The following is a 21,112-nucleotide window of genomic DNA, read 5'->3' as shown; positions in this document are numbered from 1 at the left end:
CAAACGAGGGTTGGTAAGGTGAATTCGATGACTCAAGGAACCTACCGTTCCCCCATTAGACCGCCTCCTGATGACATACTTGGGATTATCCTGCTATTGACTGAAAACTCGGGTATATATTAGTATGAATCATTATTACTTAAACTTATAATAGTATGAAACATTTATCGATAATAATAATAGTAGTGTCATTATGCGTTTTCCTGCTATCCATCGGCGTATATCATAAGGTTCCCTGGTCTGTTCTGCCAATAGTGGCTAGTGGAATCTGTATATTATGTTGGCTTTTGTTCCATTTACTCTGTATCAGTGAAGAAAGAGATTTACTGAAAGAGGGAAATCAGTATTTCATTGATACCTTTCAAAACATACGTAATCCCATTTCTTTGATTAAGACACCGTTAGGGGCAGTTTACGAAGGAGACTGTCCGGAAGACATAAAGAAGGAACTGGCTGTTGCACTTCATCATATAGGCGGGCTGGAGCAGCACTTGATAGCGTTGATGGAGTTGAAACGACTATTTGGCAATTCTGGTAGCCTGGTAGTTGCAGAACATGAAATCGGCGCATTTATGAGGAAGAAAGTGTCTTTTTTACAGTCTCATGTGGCCGGGTTACAGATGAAGCTGGATTTGGTTCCGGATTTTGACTATGCAAGCGCTTGGTTTGATCCGGGAAAGATATCTCCGGTTATCGACCGGTTTGTATTGAGTGCCATCGAGTGTTCTCTGCCGGAAACGCATCTCTCGATGCAGGTTTCGTTGAAGGGAGATTACTGGGCAATCAGGATTAAGGATACAGGCAACAAGCGATTTCTGAAATGTTGCAGATGGTACTCGTCGCGGCTTCCTATTCTGCGACCTCTGCATGGCAAGCAGTATGGCATGGGCGGTGTGTTTTTTGACAAGTTGATGAATATATGTGACGGGAAAATACTGACTTTGGAAAAGGAGGCTCTGCTTCGATTTCCCATAAGATGTTCGTGTGCGGTTTCGGGGGGGGATACATCCTTAAATATTCCGGACACTTTTCAGGTGAATGAGTCGGAAATAGCTTTCCATGGTTTCTCGAAGAAAAAAAATATGGATAGACCTTTAGTGATACTTGCGGATAATGACAAGGGATTCAAGGATTATCTTGGGAAACGTTTATCGGAATGTTTTGTAGTGAGGAGCTTTGATGACGGTCAGGAAGCATTGGAGGTAATATGTGAAGAGTATCCGGATTTGGTGATTTGTGATATCATGTTGAAAGGTATGAGCGGTGAGGAACTTTCTTCTAAACTGAAGACGTCGAGGGACACCTCCTTTATTCCGGTGATATTGATGGGGGCGCACATTGATGTGAAACGGCGGGAAAAGCGTTGTTCTTCTCAGGCTGATCTCTTTGTATGTAAGCCCTTTAATCTGGAGGACCTTAAAGTGGAAATATCCATATTGATAAATAATAGCCGTTTTCTTCGGAAGACATTTCTTCAGAAAGTTTTTGGAGAAGATTTTTTAACGAAACCTATGGAGCGGGCTCAGCAGGATGCCAATCTGGCATTTTTGAATGAAGTGAAGCTTTACATTATGGAGAATATGGATAAAGAGGATTTGACAGTAGATGATATTGCCTCCAGGATGTGCATGAGCCGGACAACCTTTTATAATAAGTGGAAGTTGTTGACGGGAGAAGCACCCAAATATTTGATTTCGAGAATCAGGATGGAGAAGGCACGGGAACTTTTGGAAAGCGGAAAATTTTCTGTGACTATGGTTGCTGAAATGGTGGGTATGCGAAATCTGAAAAACTTCAGAGGCAGGTATAAGGAGTATTTTGGAAAAACACCGAAGGAGTTTATGAAAAAAGTATGATATTTATCTGAAGAAAACTTTCATAGAAAGGCTGTCACATATTAGATAATGGACAGCCTTTGTTTTGAAATGGGAGATAGGAGAACTGAACATCCTAAGCTATCTATAAAGGAAAATCTCTCATCGTTTTCGTTTTGGGGATAACTGGGTATATATGATTAGCTTTACTTGCCGACGCAGCATATTTACACTATTGAGTGTTAGCGTTTTGCTCTTTTAAATGGTACAAACCTTGTTTTTACAATTACATTGAAAGTATCGGGAAATTCAATGTGTTGATTTTCAGGTTTTTCGATATACGTGTTGTACCGCATTTTTTCAGCCTGTTTGCGGGAGTCTCCAATCAATTTTAGAAGATTGATTTGGTGGGTGTTACCGCATTGGGGTTACAAATGGTTTGCAGCGACAAAGATATGAAAAATGGGGTACATGGTTCAAAGAAAGTGCAGAACTTTTGTACAAGCATACTTCATATTTGATTATTTGTAGTGCTTTTGTACAGTAATGAAAGAACCGCAAAGTGAATTCAGTTAAAAAGTTTACTCTATTTTACTTATTCAAAATCTGAATTGTATTCCTCTGCTATTGCATCACTTGTCATTATCTCTCAAATAGTTTAATGACAAAACGTATATCTGTTTTTCCGATTTATCATCAAACGGTTCTTCTTCAAAACCTCCAAACTTGTGAACAATACCAAACCCAGCTTGCTCCAGATATGAATCCAATTCTTGAGGGAAAAACAATCGCATATCCAAATTTTGGGTTGAATGAAACTCTTCGTTTATAAAATAGTACCACTCAATTCGGTTGATTTGGGTTGCACACTCGTAACGCATGGTTTGTTTTATTAAAACTTCTCGGCCATCGTCCGTTGTGTATTCGGCAATCATGGCTTGGCCTTTTTCGTTCTCGACAATATACTGAATGTTGGGATTAAAGCAATCCAACAGAAATAGCCCTCCTTCTTTGAGATGGTTCCTAACACATGCTAACGCCTTAAACAGATCTTCGTTTCGATATAAATGGTGGATTGAGTTAAACGGAATAAAGATAAAGTCGAATTTCTCTTGCAAGTCCAGTGTTCTAATATCCGCTTCAATGAAATTAATCTCTAATCCTGCTTCGGTAGCTTTCCACTTTGCTTGCTCAAGCATTGACGGAGTGTAATCTACGCCACAAATATTATATCCCTCCTGTGCAATTGGAATAGTGAGCCTACCCGTACCACAGCAGAGTTCAAGTATTCGAGCCTCTTTGTTGGTAGGAAGCCACTTTTTATAGAATTGCAAATCTGAGAGAAAGGTATTCAATCTATCGTAAATATTTGCGTCGTATATCAACTCGCCGACTTTATAATCTGTTTTCATTTTAGAAATTTATATAGATAGTAAAGTATTGTATCGTGTTGTTCTCTTTTTCCTTTGTTATCCATATCCCCATGTTTAATATCATCTAATTGAATAACTGAGATATGATACTTTTGTTGTTCTTCTACTGTCGGAATTACATTTTCGTCTGCTCCGTAGTCTGAACCTCTCAACGTATAAACTTTAGGAGAACTGCATCGTGGCATTACCATTCTTCTGTGATCTAAAGATATAATCTTTTGAGCCATCGTTGGATGTTTGGCTGCAAATAACATTGCCATATCTCCACCGTTGGAATGTCCCATAATAGTAATGTTATTCCAACTCAGTTTGGGCTTGAATTTCTTAAACTCTTTGATGGTAAACAATATATTCTCAACACCTCTTTCCCAGTTGGGCATTCGTGTTTTCATAAAGTTGCCACTCATCGCTAACGGCAGGTCATTTGGCAATTCATGCTGAATACTTATCACGTAATAACCTTTCATAGCTAATGGCTTTGTTAAGCATGAGTATGATATATACGAATCAGGAGCATTTTGTCCATATCCATGATTGAATATAATGACCGGAGTATGTTTGTTTACGTGTTTTGGTTCATATATAGCAATTGGAACAATGCGCTCTCTTTGTGCATCATATAAATTTACTGTATATTCAGTTTGCGCAAATAGCCGTAAAGTGCAAAACAAGAATCCTATGAGGAGTATGTTCCTATTTTTCATTTTGTTCTTTTAATCTTTATACTGTTCGTTGATTATACTGTTTTAAAAATTCCATTTCACCGGCTTGTTTTAATAGTTTTTGATTGGCAACAAAGTCTTGTCCATATTTCAGCCATCGTTTTGCGAAACTTTTAAATTTTGCACATGGAAAGGCTTTACATTGATAACAATGAGTGATTCCTTTTTCGGTACAACAAAGATGAAATGTTTTACATCTCTCACACCTTTCTTTGTTTTGCTCAGCGCCTAAACAGGGTTTCTTGTCTCGCGTATAAGTGGGACAACCACCACAAAATACACCGCAGGCAGGAACACGACTGTAATAGGTTTTTATAATGATGCTCTCTGGAATATTCCGTTTAAAATATACCATATCTTTCAGCAACACCCCATCTTCAAACATCTGATGATCGTAGTTGTCAGTGAAGAAGTTTTCTATTCGATGTGAATATTCAAATCCACAACTTTTATAGAAGCTAACAGAACTTGGCACATCACCCGTGCCAACTATCATCTGGGTGTACTTTCCAGCATAGTGCTTAACTAAATAATTTATCAGCCTCTTACCGTATCCCTGTCGTTGTGATTCGGAAGTCACTGCAATATTCTTGAGTTCGCAAATTCCGTTCGTTTCATCTGCGACGACACAAATAGCCTTTACACCATTGTCATTAAGCACAAACATGTCTCCACGCTCTAAGTAACGGTCGATCATAGATTCCTGCTCGTCAGCAAGTAGCAATAGGTCTATGTATTGTTTCTTGTTTTCTGTTAGTAGAATTATATCCATTTTTATTCGCTACATTATAATAGCACTGATATGTTTTCCATCGGGTGCAGTTGTTGCAAATTTTGCAATAACTAGCTTTGTACCCAGTACATCCTTTAAAAATATATTTCAATTGTTTGAGCTTTCGTTGCAACTTCTATGGTTACTCTACAACCTCCCAATGCCCCGATTTATTAGAACCAACACGCTTAATTAAGCCTTTCTCTTTCAATGTAGCCATGATACGTTCACCCTGCCGTAAGGATACCGAGAGCGATTCTGCCACCTCTTTTGCAGTTATCCGATTATTAATTCGAATAAGTTCTAATGTGCGCTGTTCGTTTATACCGACATTTATACCGACATCGACACGAGGCTCTAAACCTTCATCTTCTATGGAAGCCTGATAATTACGAATTGTCTGCTCCAAGTTGCGTATATGTTCATCAAACATAAAGTTGTGAAATAGCTCTATATCATCGTTTTCACGAGTAGTGATAAGAGCCTCAATATATTCGGCTTTACGGTCTTTGTTGATATTGGTGGGGATGAGCCTAAATTCAAACTGCAATTGATTCATAAGCAAACGAGACATTCTGCCGTTACCGTCAGCCCAAGGGTGGATAGTTACTAAATGAAAATGTGCATCGAAGCTCAATTTGTAGCATTCTATAATATTTGCCTTTGAAAGAGCCTTGCGTCTTTGATTTATATTTTTGCAGAGTTCCGATAACTTTATTAGCACCTTAGAGTAGTTCATATAAGAACGTCCTCCGGTGCCTGCCGTGACATTCAGTAAATGTAGATCTCCATTTGCAGACGAAAATTCCCCCAAGGCAGTTTGATAGGTTGTTCCTGTATTCTTCAAAACCACAGAAGATAGCTTCTTAAGCATTTCAACAGTAATATCACTATGGCTCTTTGCAAAAGCAATAGATTGCTCGTATGCTGCTTTCAGGTCTAAGTTCATTAACTGTTCGGTCATTGAACGATCTTTTGCGCTGATGCCCTCATCGAATAAAAGTTGGTTTTCTATTTCGGTGACGGTAGAACCCTCAATAGCTGTTGAATGGGTAATAATAGAGTAGAGATAGAATTTATTGTAATCTATCTGTTGATTTATACCCAGTTCTTTGAACTGGGTTAATAGAGATAATAACTTTTTCTCTCTGTTCATTATTCCATAAATTATTACTTAATGTTAATTCAAGATAGATTTTCCTCTTCTATATTCAACCCCAACTGCATAGCCGACTCCTTTACTACTTTGTAAACCTGTGCTGACTCATCCAATGGATTTAAACTTGTGGTTTTAGCCTTAAAAGATATTTCTATTTCCAAACCATTATTTTTGAGAGGAACAACAAAGCTGGAGAATAAATCAGTCCAGCGTTCAACTGGTACTTTCCCAGATACTTTGATGGACTTGAATTTCCGTATCTCATCAACAGATTGGGAGGAGTCCGTTTGCTCTGATTTCTCTTCGGCTGCTGAATTCCATCCAACAGGTTGTTCTTCGGTAGAACTTTCTTCAGGCTCTTGTTGATTATTAATAGATTTATCAACTAACCAATATTGCGGATCGGTAACATCTAAGAATGGAACAGATTCATGATGATAAATGCGATTGTAGTTTCCTTGTTCACCACAAGCTACATTAAAATCACCATTCTCGCAATACCTTTGAATACTTTGACTGACAGTTTCCACTCCACAAATCATGGGTTTGTCATCAAAGCGTAGAAAGGCCTCATATAAGTCGTTAACTTGTATGGGTTGCTCTATTGTAGGGTATAAGCCACTGCTGCGTAGAGTTCCTAGGCCAATTGACTTTTCAAGTAGCCATTCTTCTTCTTTTATATTGTTAAAAAGATTGCTACTTAGTTGCGTGTTAAAATCTTGCGCAAAATCTTTAATCTCAATTTTCTCTAATCCCTCGCTTACAGAGTATTTACATACAATATTATAAGCTGCAATAAGTAAAGTATTTGCTTGTTTATCGTATTCGGCTTTGCGCTCTAAAATATCTTTCTTCTGTTCTGGTTCTATCTGCCCACTATATTCAGCTTGTATTTTCGCACAAGCCAAATACTCAAGTAGCTTACTATGTAGCATACCTAAACCTATTTCAGAGCATGCCAAATATAATATAGTATTCCTATATATGCGACTACTATTGCCTTTATTTTGAGCTATTTGCTCAATTTGCTTTTTGGTTTTGGTATTTATACTTCCTGGCTGTGTTGCATACTCAGGACCGAGTATCACCAACGTAAGATTTTTCTGTTCAGGAATATCATTGGCTGGATTAACCAGCACCTTTATTTTTGATATGTTACGGGTTTGTGCATTTAGCCGATTGATGATTTCTCCCGAAATATCCGCTTGGCCTATTTCTGCTTTAGCCTGATTTACCAAAATATTGATATTAGGTTTGGATTGAAACCAATAACTGCGTGAGCCAACATTAGTGGAATAGAGATAATGAGCTACTTGTTCCAATTTGTTTAATGCACTATTTACTTCACTATGATTGAATGCACTAGGTTTCAAAATACATAGTTTTAGTTCTTCAATAGTCAATCCTTTGTTTTGTAAATTACCCAATGAAGCCATTAATATGGTGGTGGCTATACCTTGGGTCAAGTTATATTTACCGATATTGTTGTTAGGATCTTCATTATCTATTTTATAAGCATTGCTTGAGGTACCTATGACATCAGCATGAATCACTGTTTCCCACTGACTTCCCATCAGACTGGTTATAGTACCTGTCAATGTTGGCAGATTACTAAGGTTGACGTCTGAGGTATGGATTAATGCCTGGGTACCAGTTAATGATCCCCGTCGTGTCCACAAATCCTTCACGATGGATGCTAATAATCGTAATACTCCACGAGTACGCTGGAAACGAGAATCCTGTCCCCATTTTAAACGAAACATATCAATCAATTCTGGATGGAAGGGATAAGATTTGCGCATCTTGTTAATATATTCCATGCGGTCGGCTTGATTGGGTAAATCGGAACGTCGATTATGATATGTATTCTTGTAACGGTTTAAAACAAGCTCTATCACTTGTGGATTCCCAATATTGTCGAATAAACGACGGCGAACGACTTCAAATATTTCTTCATCTTCGACGGGTTTGATACTTGTTCCAACCCGGACAATACGATTTTCTAAGGCAGTCAGTATCTGTTGACCGATAGCCGATGAAGCAACTTCCGTTGCGCTAGCGGGTAATGTGGCAATTAATACGCAGCGAGGTACGGAAGATACCACCTCGGTCAGTGTTTGCATAAAACCAATAGTCTGATCGGATAGACTTCCTTTTCCTATCATGACTGCCGATGCTTTATTACAATAGTCTGCTAACTCATCAATTAGTATAAGAGCAGGGGCTGACTTTTCCAAAATGGGTCGAAATAAATTGGCTGCCGGCGAAATCCGTTCTATGTCATTCTTTTTAATTAAGTTGTATCCTTCTAAACCTCCTAATTGATAAGCTAGTTCTCCCCATAAGGTATTAATGGTGATTCCATCATCGGTGGTTCTGCCTTGTGATACATCAGTGGTATTATTGGTAAACACTGCTACTTGTGCATTCTCAAACTGAGGAGCTACTTTACTGTCTAAAATATGTTGAGTATAAGCTGAAGAGAGCAGAGATTTTCCAGTTTTTGTAATGTGGTATAAAGAGATCAGCGTATGCGTTTTACCGCCTCCGAATCCAGTCTGTAGAGAGATAACCCGATTATCGGTTTCTTCACCGTTCAACGCGCGGACAACTCGGTTAGCTATATCGCGCAATCCAGCTGTGATATAGGTCTTTTCAAAAAACATGGTCGGATTGCTATACACCTCTTGTCCGATGCCCATAGCCACTTCGCTAAGGTTTGCTGCAAAAACAGATTCATCCAGTGAACCGTTGCGGATGTCATAATGAGGATATACATTCGTATACCAGGCCGGTAGAGGGGAGTCTTCGGAGAACGAAACTGTAGAAGAAGCTTCTGTGGTGACAGGTGTCTCTATTTGAATAGTAGGTTCATTTCCTCTATTTTTTATTGTATCTATTTCTGTCACTAAATCAGGCATCTGAAGTAATTTAGCTACTAGTTTCATAGTGCCAAAAGCTCTATCTATCTCGTCTTCATCCAATGGCTGATAGTGGTTGCATTTATTACGTACTTCTTGTATCTCTTGCAGATAGCTAATAAGTTTATTTGCCTCCTTGCTACTCCCTAATTCATCGGTTAGTTCTTGCTTAAAGGCAATGGCAAAGCTTGAGAGATTGCTATAATCTACCAGTTGCTTACGGTCACTATCTGCGGATAGCGACTGAACAGCTTTATTCCAGGTGTTTTGTTTGTCCGGTTTAAGCCGTGCAAAGAATACGCCTTCCCAAGGTTCATTCTTAAATTTCTCCAGTAAGAACCCCACGACGAATGGACGCATGGCTTCAATAAAAATACTGAGTGCTTTGGATAAATTATCATTCATAATCATTCTGTATTTATTAAAATCCTAAATTCATTTGTGTAGCCTGACCAGTTATATCCTTCTGGCAAGACTGTATTAACTCCTCACTATTGGCAAGCAGCTCATTTACTTGTTTCAGGTCATCTCCATCGGGTAGTAACTCTTTCAGGGAGGCCAATACACGCCAAAAACTATTATTAGCTTCAGAACCAACCAGCTTAATAAGACGCAATAGTTTAGGGCGATTTTCTTTTGACCATAACATCATCGCTTGTTGTACTTGGTCTATTAATGGATCACTGATGTTAGTGCCTTGTACTTCGCCTGTAATTCGTTCTGTGTAGGAGGCCAAATGCTGCTTATTTCCATCTTTAATAAGTAAATGATGATGGAATATGTCGCTAACATCTATATTCATGCCGATGCGTGTGAATTTTGCAGCATCATCAAAATCAGTTTCTCCCATACCGTTCATTTGCAACCAGCCAATGTAGAATTTGGTATATTCATCTCCTTCAAAACCTCTGAGCAAAGCATTGAAAGCTGCTGTTTTTGCCAGTTCTAAAAGTTCCGCTACAGTCACTTCGCTTCCATCAGCTTTCTCTACTTTTTCATATTTGCCGAATTCACTTACTGCTTGTCCAAAGCATGCGGTTAATAGATCGGCACCACGAAAACCTAATCCATAAAGTTTTTCTACTTCTGTATTAACTTTTTCTTCAATGGCTCGTTTCACTTGTTTGAAACTGCCATAGCCTAAGCGCTCGGAGGGGCGACAGGAAACGGTAACGGAAGACTCAAGAGCAGCACTTGCCAGTCCCAAACTTCTATTTGCCATTTCTGTATCCATAGGCCAGCTACCTGTAATGTTCATGCGGGCACTTAGAATTGAATTACACAACGTGGTCCATGCTTCTGTTGTTTGGTGGGCAAACATTATACTGACAATATCAGACGTTTGTTGTTCTATTGCATCAAATATATCTGTGAGTTTCTTTTCAAAGTATAATTTAGCTTCTTGTTCGCTATTGTTATGATGATGTTTTAGTGCAGTACACTCCTCTGATTTAGGTGTTTGTGGTGTTGAAAAGTTTAATGAATATGTGTCATTTAATGTTCGCTTTAACCAAACGTAGAAAAAGTCTGATATATCCGCATAGGCAATCGCATCATAATATGGAGGGTCTGTAATCACAGCTGTCAGTTTTTTTTCTCCAAATTGTTTTTTTTCTCCACTGGAAGCATTTTTTAATATAGTCTCAAAAGAAGAATTACTTTCTGATTCTATATATCGCAGTATCCATTCGAGTTGGTTTGTTGCGCTGCCAGAACTACTACAAAAAGGATTGGATTCCGGATAGTCGAAAACCATAGCAATAGCTTGTCTGCTGAATGGATGCTCAATAGTTTCACGCCCGTTATGCCATCTTCCCAATGAAGTATTAGCCACAGCAATTCGATCAATCCAGATTGCTAAGTAAGTGTAAAGAGCTTGAGTATATTGCGTTGGTTCTATTTTCTTTTTTAAAAGAGAGAAGCTTTTTGTAAATGCCTGGAGCATGAATAGTTGACGGTCAGAGAACATGTCGCCATAAATTTCTATTCCCCATCCTGGAGTGTTGAAATTTCTATTATTTTCAACAGCCATTCTATCTGTAGGCTTATCTATATTTTTAGATTGTGGCTTAATGTATTCATTTTTGGTTGGCGATCTGTATAGCTTTCCTCTATTTGTTTCAGAAATGATTGCTAATAATACTTCTTTAGATGTTTTTGCCTTAAACTGTAGTTTTACCTGATTTACAGTTGTAATGCTTCCACAACAAGGACAAGTCATATTTCCCCGATTATTCCATCCACTTTTTATAGGACACATCCCTTCCTTAATTTCGAATTGAATATCTGTCCCATTAATGACAGGATTCAAATACACCTTCTTTGATGAAGTATTCGCCAAATAGAATTGCTTTAATAAAGGAACTTCCGCTTTACAGCTTGGATTAGAGCAAGTAGCAGTTCTTGCCCAATAGTAAGCGATTGGTTTGTTCCCATTTTCATCGGCAGGATATAAATACCCTACTTCCTTCTCTGTCATAGCCAACAGTTGTTTGGCATAGTATTCCACATCAAAAGAAAGTCTGTTGGGAATATCTATAATGCCGTTGCAGATAGAAATACCTTTGGTAATGAGTATATCTATACCTTCTTTTCCGTAAATACGACGAAACTCCTCTTCTGTATATCGTATGGGCTTCCCATATTTCTGTGGAAACTCTACACTTCCTTTTTCAATGATATGGGCAACCGGATTAATATCATTGCCATAACTACGACATCCCAAACGCGCTGTCTCTAAGGGTATAGCACCTCCACCTGCAAATGGATCGAACACACTTGGCATCTGCTTTTGAAAACAATCAATTGCAGTTTTCAGTGCAGCCTCCTTTTCTTTTATAATATCAGTTTCCAAATGACGGTCTATGCAAGTATAGAGATTGTTTTCTGCTTCTTCAATAGCTTGATAGGCTGCATCAAATGACTGACTTAATGAAATAAAAGAAGCATCAGGATTCTGTTCTGCATTGTATGCAACCCAAATTAACTTTCTTGCTTTTGCTAGAACAGCTTTATCGTTCTTACTTTCCCATTTTATCAGGCAACCTTCACTTAACTGTTCTTTCGAAGCTGTACTTTTGCCTTTCAACATATTAGCCTGACAGACTGGAGAAAACTTTCCTATAAACATCAGCAAACGATTGCGCAGATTGTCCGGCATTGGATCATATATCGCCGTATATGGAATATCCGGATAAGGTACATAAAGTGGATCGTTACTTAACAACTCCTGTATAGCATCTTTAAAAGCCAGCGGACATTGCTCATCCAATGGGTCTGGTACCAGACTGGCAAAGATTACAGCCCTGCACACAGGAAGTGGACGGCGTGCCCACCATAAATGTAAAGTAGAAATATGGCCGTGACGAATAGATTTATCACGTACACTCTCAGCCGATATTTCCTTAATCGGCATAGCTACTTCTATCAGTTTTTTTGCTTTTGTCATATTTATGTTTTCCTTATTTTTCAGTTTTATTTCTCCATTCATCCAGTGGCAGATAGTATTGTACTCCTTTGTCTTTCCGCTCAAAGATGAGCTTCTTGGCTGGGTTTTGAATACGGTGCAATTGTGGTTTAGATTTGCAATTCACTACAATATAAAGCCATGCACTGTTTCCCAGTTGTGCCAACCGGTTCATTTCATTCTCCGACAGCATAACCCCATCAATCCCTGAACGACCTTTGACCTCAATATATCGTTTAATATCTAACTTGTTAACGCTTCGGATATCATATCCTAAGTTTTGGCTGGAAACATCTTCCGCTTGCCATTCATTGGCAGCCTCATATTCGATAGCTATATTCATGGCTATGGCTTCTACTTCATCGTCTCTTTTCATGCCGTAATGTTGCTCATACTCCATTTGGCTGAGGGGGACGACATAGGCACATCCCAATATTTCCGGAGCTTTGGGATTTATTTGAACCATTTGCTCCATTTCGCGGATGCGTTCATCTTTTTTGCGGAGTAGTTCTGCTTTTCGTTCCATCTTATGCAATAACTTTTCCTGTATTTTTACATCTCCCAATAAAACCTTACCTTGCAATTCATTAATTTCTATGTCTAAATCCATGATAATCTGACTGAATGCAGTCTGCAAATATTCTTTTCGCTTTGCGGCATCTGCTTCTACAATCTCCTGTGTAGAGGTGAATAGAGGTAAGGTGATATTCTCGAATGCCCATTCGGTGACTTCTTCGTTACCTATAACAGCAGGAGGAGTGATTTGCTTGGCAAATTGAAGGGGTGCATGCAGATCCAGAAACTTGGCCGGTGAAGTTGCATGAAATACTCCATTATTAGTTTGATAAACAAAACTAAGCTGTTCATTTGCTATACTGTCGTCTCCTTTATTGGGACGATTGTCTGTGATTTGATTTTTAACATAAAAAGCAAAATAGTCTTCAGTATCTTCCGGTGAAACGAGAATCGTACCTTTCAGCATTTCGTCTCTGAAAGAATCGCGCACACAATCAATGAGTGCATCAAACAAAGCGTTACCCGGATTGATATAGTGTACCTTACCCAATATGGCATTGGTATTCTGATAGTCGAGAAATATATGTTTATCGAAACAGAACAATAATTTATTGATATTCTCAGCGTAGATGTTATAATCATCTTTTAGACGTTTGGAAAGTACATCCGGAATGTTTTCCATTTGATAAATTCCGTCTTGTATCATCCTGTATTTTCCTCCTAAATAGCTGAAAGTTCTTTCAAAAAAGAAACGAATATAAATCGGTTGCAATCGTTTCTCGTCAGAATGTTCTTTGAGAATACGGGCATCTTTATAATCGACTTCACTATGGGCGATTACTTTTTGTTGTTCTTCTATCTTATTCCGGAATACTTTCTCAATGATGATTTCATCCTGTTCTATAAACTGATCAAAAGAAGATTCTTTTCCATCAAAAACGGAAGTTATAATAGCATCCAGACTAACATCCTTCAGTACATCTTGAATAACATCATAAACGCGGTCATCACCCATGCTTTGACGAATAATATCCAGCTTTATCAGTAAACGAGACAATACTTGCCCTTCCCGTGTGTTGTCCGCCACCATATTGAAGACCAGTACATCATTTTTCTGTCCATAGCGGTGGATACGTCCCATGCGTTGCTCTAAGCGATTAGGGTTCCAGGGGATATCCCAATTTATTAGTAATCTACAAAATTGAAGATTGATACCTTCGCCGGCAGCATCGGTTGCAATGAGTATTTGGGTTTCGGGAGACATGAAATCCCATTGTGCCTGACGGCGTTCATCAACAGATAAGCCTCCATGAATGACTGCTACTTTATAGCCGTTATTGCTTAGGCGTTCTCTCAAATAGAGCAATGTGTCCTTGTGCTCTGTGAAAATAACGAGTTTTTCGCCATTGATAACTCCTTGGCTTTTCAAGAGTTCTTTTAGCTCAATGTATTTCTTTTCTTCTTGATTTTGATTGTATAGGCTGTTTGCCATCTCATACAGACGTTTCACTTCTTGAGCTTCGGTCTGTATCTCTGCTAAACTTTTTGAAGTGGTGAACAATTTAAATTTTCGAGGGTCAGATAGGATACCATCCAATGCATCTCGTTCATCGTCCTCCAGGTCATCGTATTGGTCGATGCTATCCACATCAAGTTCTTCTAACTTCTGGCGTTGTTTCCATATATTAGGATTCTTGCCTACTTCATCTACTATGCCTTGTAACGCAATCCAACGTTTGTATAATGTGTTTTTGATGGCAAAAATAGAACTGACTAACCGTCGTTGCATTACAGCCAAAGCCAAAGATACATGGATGTTCCTTGTTTCGGCTGCTTCTTCTTTCTGCTTGGTCAAATAGTTGGTAACATTGTCATAAAGTCGCTTTTCTTCAGGTGTCAATTGAAAAGATACTGTTCTGGTATACCGATTTTTGTATAGATTGTTACCATTCCAGTCTTTCATGTCCTCTTTTAATCGGCGTATGAAAAACTTATTCAGCCCATCTTTACTTAATTCTTTCACTCTGTCGGCAGCAATATCCTCTGTTGCAAAAATATCTTCGTCTAATAATTGGAGAAGTTTCTTGAACGTATCAGTTCTTCCTCTATGTGGGGTAGCTGTCAACAACAAGATGTGCTCACATTGTTGCGAAAGTAAGTGAGCAGCTTCATATCGTTTTGATTTATATGTTTTTTGTCCGTATTCATAAGCCGATAGTTTATGAGCCTCATCAAAGATAACCATATCCCAATTCGTGTTGCTGACAATGTTCAACACATCCTCTCGGCAAATGAAATCAATAGAGGCTACCACTTTATTTGCTGAGCGAAAAATGGTAGGGTCAGCATTAAAAATACTTCTATTGACAAGCGTAAACGGAATATTAAATTTTACTCCCATTTCATCTTCTTGCCATTGTTTGGTCAAGCCGCCTGGTGTGATAATAAGTATGCGCTCAATGATCTTTCGCATCAATAGCTCCTTCAATAATAAGCCTGCCATAATTGTTTTTCCTGCACCTGTATCATCTGCCAGCAAAAAACGTATTTTAGGTTGGGGAAGCAAAAATTTGTATACAGCTTCTACTTGGTGGGGTAGTGGATCTACAACACTACAATTGATGGCAAATAGAGGATCAAATTGATAAGCGGAGTTTATTCGTTCTGCTTCTGCAAATAATACAAATTTACCGGGATCGCCCTTGAAATTGAACTCTCCATCAGATGTCAATACTTCTAAAGAACTGAACTGTTCTTCTGTAATTACCTTGGAACTGCTTTTGTTCGTATTTACTCCTGTAAATTTGAGCGAATACATAGTTCCTAATTTCTGTATTTTGTTAACAACAACAGCTTCTGTTGGTATTAGATTCTTTATTATATTTCCGACTTCAATCATTGTTAGAGGATTTTATAAGATCTTTTACGTCCATTTGAAGGACTTCTGCTATCTGAAATAAAACTTCCAAACTGGGCTGTCTTCTATTGCAAACATAAGAATTGACAATACAGAAACTTTTTCCAAGTTTTTCTGCCAGCCAGGTTTGTTTGATACCTTTTTCTTCAAGCACTTCTTTTATCCGATTCATGGGTTTGTCCATCACAAAATTCTTAATTGTTAAACAAAGATATAAAACAATCTGCTATAAAAAGAGAAAAGAGGATGATTATTTCTCTCAAGATGCTAAAAATAGGTAGTGAAGTATCTAATTGTTTTGCTTCTTTTTCCGGCATCACAGGTTTGCTGCTATCTGTTAGGGTTAGAACGCTCTTTATACAAAGATGGAGAATGACAAAAATCTCCATCTTTGCAATGTGTTGATACTCTATTTCTTCTGCTTTATACTTTCAGCTTCTTTGCGAAGTTGTTCGGCTTGTGCCTCTTTGAGGCGGGCTTGTTCGAGGTCACGGGCTCTCTGCTCTACACGTTGTTCGTGATCCTCAATCATTCGACGTATGGAGCGTTGCTTCTGTTTGTCGGGCTCATACTCAAAGATGGTTTCAAGTTTCAGTAGGTTTTCGGATGTGATCTCTCCGAATGCTTTGATGTAGCGGAACTTGATGTCGTTATTACTCAAACGGCTGTTTGCTGAGAATTGATAGACATTGTAGCATACTGAGCTGAATAGTGCCACACCAAGCGAGATCAGTGCGATGACCACCTTTGAGGATTTTAACTCTATGGTGTGCAGATGCTTTTGAACAGGTAGGGGTTTATTCTGCTGTTTTTCTAACTTCTGCCCAAGTTCATCCAATTGCTCTTGGTGCTTTTTGAAACCCTCTTGGATAAGCTCTTTTGTATGAGACGCATGGTTCTCTAACTCTGACAGATCCACTTGTTGTGGTATAATCGGTAGCGCAGGTTGATCGGATTTGGCATTAGCCAGAGATTCAACCAATTTCGAAAGGTTACTAAACTGTTCTGATATTAACTTTTTCAAGTCCTCGAACATGGAGATGATAATTTTTATATCCATAATTTTTTGTTTTAATTTGTTATCTTCTTATTCCTTTTCTCTTTTTCTTTCGTTGCATCTGGCGACGGAAAGCTTCTTCTTCAGGATCGTAGGCCGGGCAGGGAGTGAGCAATCCATCGAATAATCCACCGATGCTGCTTGATAAACTATTCGTATCAGGAGAGGTAAATTCCTGTTGAACTTTCTGGGGCGATGGCTGGATGATTGCTTCTTGCTTCTGATCAGCATGGGCATTCTGCTGCAATGCAAAATTAATCTTTGAGAAGCTGAACTGCTGGTCTACCTTTGAACCATTGAAGTGATAGCCGTTTTTGCTGAACTTGATGCCTTGCGGCTCATTGGTTCCGCTCTTCATCTTAAATTCAACGGCGATGCCTTCTTTATTCAATCGATTTAATAGTTCACGCCAGCTACTGCATTCTGGAAGAGCTGTCTTTAGGGCATTGTAAATCTCATACTTGGTTTTATCAGGCTCTTTCAACCGGTGCTGTTTTACTTGCTCTTTGCCACTTGCGAAGTACAGACCGTATTGGGCCGTCAGCTCTTTACAAATTTTTTCGCTGCGGATGCGGTCATTCTTATCTGAGATGGTGCGTCCGTTGTTATCCACCCGATTGAATGCGATATGCAAATGTGGGTGTTCCTTGTCATGGTGTCGACCAATGATGTACTGCGTGTTGACTATTCCCATCCGGTCCATATAATCGTGTGCGATGCGAGCCATTACTTCATTAGAGAGTTTGTCTCGGTCTTGTGCCGAAAAATCCAAAGAGATATGCCCGACAGGTTTACTTACTCGTGAGTTTAGTTCTCGTTGTGCCTCGAAACTCTGGGCTATAGAGTCCAAATTCTTTAGCCGTACACCATCTGCTGCCAATAGATTGGTTTGCTTTTCGGGATCGAGAATGTATTTTACCACACCACTAAACGAGGTGCCTTTTACTATTTTCGCTATCATTGTTGTATCTGGTTTAACAGGTTGTCAATCTTGTCGGCTAAGAATAGATATTCCATGCGTGCATCCGGATAACCTGCAGCATTTGCCTTGTGTGCGATCTGATTCAGGTTGTTTGCCATACCGGATAGCTTACGGATATGATCCATCCATTCGGGTGAGAGGCGTTGCCTGATTTCTGCCTTCAGAATGATGGCTCGGATAAAATCACAGGGTGAGACTTCGGCTTCCGAAGCTCGTTCCTTGAGGGTGTAATACTCTTCGGTGTTCATCTTTAGATTCACCCGATAAGTTCGTTTTTCGACTAACGATTTGGTGGGTCTTCCACCTTTATTATATGCTTTCATGCGTTCATTTTTTTTAGTTCAATTTGCAGACCATCGGGATTAAAGCAAGGTTTTGGGACGTCCAAAACATAAACTTGCTACCTCAAAATCTACGATTTTCTTTTAAAGCTTGAAGCCTCTTCTTTTTACTGTACTAACAGGGTGAACAGGTTCTTCTATAAGCACTAATCCCAGCTCTTTTATCAGCAGATTAAGAGATGGATTCTTAGCGATCATACCTTGCAAAATGGTTTGCGGTCGTTTCACCTCCAATATGAAGTCGGCAATGTCGAATCCATTTTTCCGTTGTTCCGGGGTAGCGTTCTTCTCCAAATAGTCGAAGAGTTTGACGGTAATTCCCATTCGCTGCATTGTGGAAATTCGGGCCGCCCAATCATCGGTGGCTCCCAAATCGGGAAAGAGCACGACGTTCCTGCCTTTGAGCACGCTGAGATTCTCCTCTCGGAAACAGCCGTTCTTCCCACCCGAAGCGATCCACAAATATTGTGGTAGATAGGAGCTGGCGATCAGGGCACTCTTTTCGCTTTCGACAATAGCCACCGACTTTGTGCTGTCTTTGGCCAATAGGTGTTCACCAAAGAAGCATTGCTTGAGAGTAAACCCATCCTTATGAATAAGGGAGTGTACCCACGTAATGTGATTGTGCGGCTCTTTGATGCGTCTGCCATTGGCTGGATTATAAAGCATGATTTTGCTGGTGCGGACTTTGCCCTGTATATCCGTTTGCCAAAATACCGTTGAACCTTGCCAATGGTTGGCTGTTCCTACCCGATAGAGTTTCATTAGTCGCAATGACTCGTCCTCTCCAAACTGAGATAATAAGAACTGGAATAGTTTATTTTCCTTGTAATGACTCATCGACTGTTTTACCAAAGCTTCGTCTATATAGCTTGTTGATGATGGTGGTGGAGTAGGGCGAAACGGACGCTCACGCGCTTGTGTCTGTTCACATTGTTCGGGATTCTGCTCAAAGTATGTTTTGGGTGTGAGGTGGTAACCGCACTTTTGTTCACGGTCGCACCGCCCGACGTATTCGGGAAAGGAGATGGCTCCCTCCGTATCAATATATCGGGAAAAATATCTTTTGTGCTTGCACTCCGGACAGGTGTGTCGAGAGGCAATGCTTTTGTAGGGTTCTAATATAAATCTGTGTGTCATTGATTCTTTTTGTTAGTGCATTTTCGACATTTTCTGCATTTTGGTTTCTCAAAATGTGGATAGTGTGGATAATGCGGTTATACTTTTCTGTATTCTCCATGCCGATCTTTCTGAAAAAGGGTTCCTGTGTGTTTACTCAGGAACTCTTTGAAAGCCCGCTCTTTCATCCCTTGACTGGCGGCTATCTCTATACCTTGTGCAGTGGTGAAGAGTTCGGGGAGTTGAAATAGAACGGATTGTTGCTGTACCGTAAGAGCCGTTTCGTTCATTAGATTTTGCACTCTGGTAGCGGTTTGTTTGAAATATTCCGTTAGCAAAATCGCTCGTCGGACGGTCTCGGTGTCTACCTGTTCCTTGCCACACTCTCCGCAAAGCCAGCGGGTTATCTGTATCAACAAGCAAAAGCGGATGATATAGATTTCCAGTTTACAATATATTCCTAAAAGTATTTCATTACTAAGGTTATCGCACAGGTCTGCATGTTCGTGTTGCCATTTATACAGGAACTTGCGAGCCTCGTCGCTGAAGGTTACGATTGAAGGCTGAATCTCATTGTTCTCATCCAATGCGCACTCGATGTTGATAAGCCTATTTAGTAGTGTATGCCATTGAGATTCCAAGTCGGGAGAAATATCTTTTTCGTTCCATCGAGCTTTTTGCTGGATGGTAGGCATGATAAACAGAATACGGTCGATAAATCCATTGCTCGAACGGTCGCCATGAGCTAAATCACTGAGAATCTTTTTCTGGATGGTGCCAATCACTGGAATGAACGGGCGAGTGATGAAGACGGAGCTTTTAGCATTTTTGCGGTCGGAAATAACAGTCTTTGCACTGAATACCGACAACCAGAACTGCTCCTCTGAACCATTATTATAGCGATTAAAATTCTTGAACCATGCCGAAAGCTCATCCGACCAAAGGCAAAGCCCACGTTTATTCTGTGCATGGATATAACTCAATCCTTCAGGTGTGATGTCTGAAACCAGAAAGCGTTTGCGAATAGGCTCTTGTGGAAACTCCTCTACGCCAGCATCCATACGCTCCTTTTTGCTCATGGATATATCTTGCTCATATTTAGCATACAACTTTCCAAATTCCAGATTCTGCTGATAATCGAAGTTGATAAAGGGCTTCATGGCAAAACTGAGGGGATGGCTTTTGTTAGCACCTGGTCGGCCAACCAATGCAACAAACAGAATGGCACTCTCCACCCAGCCTTGTTTCATTTGAACAAGGTGGGTATTACCTATTCCTGCGGCAATGGCTGTCAGGATAGAGGCAGCCGTGTAGTCAATCGGATAACTTTGACATTCGTACACTTCGTGTATAATCCTCTGAATCATGGATGGAAATATCTCAACCGGGAATTCTGCTTCTGTAAAGGACATATTCATTCCCATTGCCTGATTGATAATTCCTTCGGGAGTTATTGATTTCTCTTTCATAACTCTGACGGATTAAAGGTTAAAACCTGATTTTGGTTTGCGACGTACTCCGTTTTGCATCGAGGCCAGCATCTGGTCGTAGTTCTGCTCAGCCGTGTTCTTTCGTCCGTTTTCGATCCATGCCAGTAGTTCATCCTCATAGAAGTAAAGCTTCTTCCCTTTCTTATAAGAGGGAAGTATCCCTTTACGTACAAGGGCATAAATGGTCGGCTTTGCTTTTTGAATAATACGACAAGCATCGTCAATACCAACCAGCAGATGCTTTTCAGATTGCGGTGCCTGAAGTTCCGATACCAACTGTTTTAACTCTGCGACCTGTTCGGTCAGATAAGTTATCGCCTGCGGTAACTTATCAAAAGTAATTTCGTGTTTACACATAAACTTGTAGCTAACACTTGAAAAGGGACCCGGAACAACATTTAAA

Annotated in this window: 15 protein-coding genes; 1 reads left to right on the top strand and 14 read right to left on the bottom strand. The window is 39.7% G+C overall.

The genetic code is table 11. The features are described from left to right. The first annotated feature begins 155 nt into the window (after positions 1-155). On the top strand, positions 156-1,856 hold the full coding sequence (locus tag DWZ03_RS14045) for a response regulator (RefSeq protein ID WP_120130293.1): 1,701 nt from the start codon (positions 156-158) through the stop codon (positions 1,854-1,856). A 590-nt stretch (positions 1,857-2,446) separates the two neighbouring features. Here DWZ03_RS14045 and DWZ03_RS14040 read toward each other — a convergent pair. From DWZ03_RS14040 to DWZ03_RS13965, 14 genes are all read right to left on the bottom strand, one after another. Further along, entirely contained in the window at positions 2,447-3,226 is a 780-nt protein-coding gene (locus DWZ03_RS14040; RefSeq protein WP_055289373.1) for a class I SAM-dependent methyltransferase, read from the bottom strand. Beyond that, on the bottom strand, positions 3,223-3,951 hold the full coding sequence (locus DWZ03_RS14035) for an alpha/beta hydrolase (RefSeq protein ID WP_055289371.1): 729 nt from the start codon (positions 3,949-3,951) through the stop codon (positions 3,223-3,225). Before DWZ03_RS14035 ends, DWZ03_RS14040 begins: the two co-directional genes overlap by 4 nt. A 16-nt stretch (positions 3,952-3,967) precedes the next feature. Then, a complete protein-coding gene (locus DWZ03_RS20255) occupies positions 3,968-4,741 on the bottom strand; it encodes a GNAT family N-acetyltransferase (protein ID WP_229122372.1) in 774 nt (257 codons plus the stop codon). Between the two features lie 142 nt (positions 4,742-4,883). Beyond that, a complete protein-coding gene (locus DWZ03_RS14020; protein WP_070101846.1) occupies positions 4,884-5,897 on the bottom strand; it encodes a Fic family protein in 1,014 nt (337 codons plus the stop codon). A 29-nt stretch (positions 5,898-5,926) separates the two neighbouring features. After that, on the bottom strand, positions 5,927-9,226 hold the full coding sequence (locus tag DWZ03_RS14015; protein WP_055289369.1) for a DUF499 domain-containing protein: 3,300 nt from the start codon (positions 9,224-9,226) through the stop codon (positions 5,927-5,929). 16 nt (positions 9,227-9,242) lie between these two features. Beyond that, complete coding sequence (locus tag DWZ03_RS14010) at positions 9,243-12,311, bottom strand: DUF1156 domain-containing protein (protein ID WP_229061119.1); 3,069 nt, start codon at positions 12,309-12,311, stop codon at positions 9,243-9,245. Then, positions 12,283-15,702 carry a helicase-related protein gene (locus DWZ03_RS14005; RefSeq protein ID WP_055289366.1) on the bottom strand — a complete coding sequence of 1,140 codons (3,420 nt, stop codon included), beginning with the start codon at positions 15,700-15,702 and terminating at the stop codon, positions 12,283-12,285. Before DWZ03_RS14005 ends, DWZ03_RS14010 begins: the two co-directional genes overlap by 29 nt. Continuing rightward, a complete protein-coding gene (locus DWZ03_RS14000) occupies positions 15,695-15,904 on the bottom strand; it encodes a helix-turn-helix domain-containing protein (RefSeq protein WP_032540868.1) in 210 nt (69 codons plus the stop codon). Before DWZ03_RS14000 ends, DWZ03_RS14005 begins: the two co-directional genes overlap by 8 nt. A gap of 225 nt (positions 15,905-16,129) precedes the next feature. Further along, positions 16,130-16,780: a hypothetical protein gene (locus DWZ03_RS13990; protein ID WP_055289362.1), complete on the bottom strand. Its 651-nt coding sequence runs from the start codon at positions 16,778-16,780 to the stop codon at positions 16,130-16,132. Positions 16,781-16,799: 19 nt separating this feature from the next. Next, positions 16,800-17,738: a relaxase/mobilization nuclease domain-containing protein gene (locus DWZ03_RS13985; RefSeq protein ID WP_055289360.1), complete on the bottom strand. Its 939-nt coding sequence runs from the start codon at positions 17,736-17,738 to the stop codon at positions 16,800-16,802. Next, a complete protein-coding gene (locus tag DWZ03_RS13980) occupies positions 17,735-18,082 on the bottom strand; it encodes a plasmid mobilization protein (RefSeq protein WP_055289358.1) in 348 nt (115 codons plus the stop codon). The genes DWZ03_RS13985 and DWZ03_RS13980 overlap by 4 nt, the downstream gene beginning before the upstream one ends. 102 nt (positions 18,083-18,184) lie before the next feature. Further along, positions 18,185-19,240, bottom strand: coding sequence for a DUF6371 domain-containing protein (locus DWZ03_RS13975; protein ID WP_087332712.1), 1,056 nt, complete (start codon positions 19,238-19,240; stop codon positions 18,185-18,187). 77 nt (positions 19,241-19,317) lie between these two features. After that, complete coding sequence (locus DWZ03_RS13970; RefSeq protein ID WP_055289354.1) at positions 19,318-20,688, bottom strand: DUF3987 domain-containing protein; 1,371 nt, start codon at positions 20,686-20,688, stop codon at positions 19,318-19,320. A gap of 12 nt (positions 20,689-20,700) precedes the next feature. After that, the gene (locus DWZ03_RS13965; protein ID WP_055289352.1) at positions 20,701-21,066 is read right to left on the bottom strand and encodes a helix-turn-helix domain-containing protein; all 366 of its coding nucleotides are present in this window, start codon (positions 21,064-21,066) and stop codon (positions 20,701-20,703) included. Between the last annotated feature and the right edge of the window lie 46 nt (positions 21,067-21,112).

The sequence above is a fragment of the Bacteroides sp. AF29-11 genome (genome assembly GCF_003602895.1).
GTDB classification, from domain to species: domain Bacteria; phylum Bacteroidota; class Bacteroidia; order Bacteroidales; family Bacteroidaceae; genus Bacteroides; species Bacteroides uniformis.
Note: the sequence above shows the minus strand (reverse complement) of the source record. Positions and strands in the feature narration are given on the sequence as shown.

Bases quoted from the DNA above. Each gene is read 5' to 3' on its own strand.
- DWZ03_RS14020 (WP_070101846.1), bottom strand. From the start codon at position 5,897: ATGAACAGAGAGAAAAAGTTATTATCTCTATTAACCCAGTTCAAAGAA.
- DWZ03_RS14045 (WP_120130293.1), top strand. From the start codon at position 156: ATGAAACATTTATCGATAATAATAATAGTAGTGTCATTATGCGTTTTC.
- DWZ03_RS13990 (WP_055289362.1), bottom strand. From the start codon at position 16,780: ATGGATATAAAAATTATCATCTCCATGTTCGAGGACTTGAAAAAGTTA.
- DWZ03_RS13985 (WP_055289360.1), bottom strand. From the start codon at position 17,738: ATGATAGCGAAAATAGTAAAAGGCACCTCGTTTAGTGGTGTGGTAAAA.
- DWZ03_RS13980 (WP_055289358.1), bottom strand. From the start codon at position 18,082: ATGAAAGCATATAATAAAGGTGGAAGACCCACCAAATCGTTAGTCGAA.
- DWZ03_RS14015 (WP_055289369.1), bottom strand. From the start codon at position 9,226: ATGAATGATAATTTATCCAAAGCACTCAGTATTTTTATTGAAGCCATG.
- DWZ03_RS14010 (WP_229061119.1), bottom strand. From the start codon at position 12,311: ATGAATGGAGAAATAAAACTGAAAAATAAGGAAAACATAAATATGACA.
- DWZ03_RS14000 (WP_032540868.1), bottom strand. From the start codon at position 15,904: ATGGACAAACCCATGAATCGGATAAAAGAAGTGCTTGAAGAAAAAGGT.
- DWZ03_RS14005 (WP_055289366.1), bottom strand. From the start codon at position 15,702: ATGATTGAAGTCGGAAATATAATAAAGAATCTAATACCAACAGAAGCT.
- DWZ03_RS13975 (WP_087332712.1), bottom strand. From the start codon at position 19,240: ATGACACACAGATTTATATTAGAACCCTACAAAAGCATTGCCTCTCGA.
- DWZ03_RS14040 (WP_055289373.1), bottom strand. From the start codon at position 3,226: ATGAAAACAGATTATAAAGTCGGCGAGTTGATATACGACGCAAATATT.
- DWZ03_RS13970 (WP_055289354.1), bottom strand. From the start codon at position 20,688: ATGAAAGAGAAATCAATAACTCCCGAAGGAATTATCAATCAGGCAATG.
- DWZ03_RS20255 (WP_229122372.1), bottom strand. From the start codon at position 4,741: ATGGATATAATTCTACTAACAGAAAACAAGAAACAATACATAGACCTA.
- DWZ03_RS13965 (WP_055289352.1), bottom strand. From the start codon at position 21,066: ATGTGTAAACACGAAATTACTTTTGATAAGTTACCGCAGGCGATAACT.
- DWZ03_RS14035 (WP_055289371.1), bottom strand. From the start codon at position 3,951: ATGAAAAATAGGAACATACTCCTCATAGGATTCTTGTTTTGCACTTTA.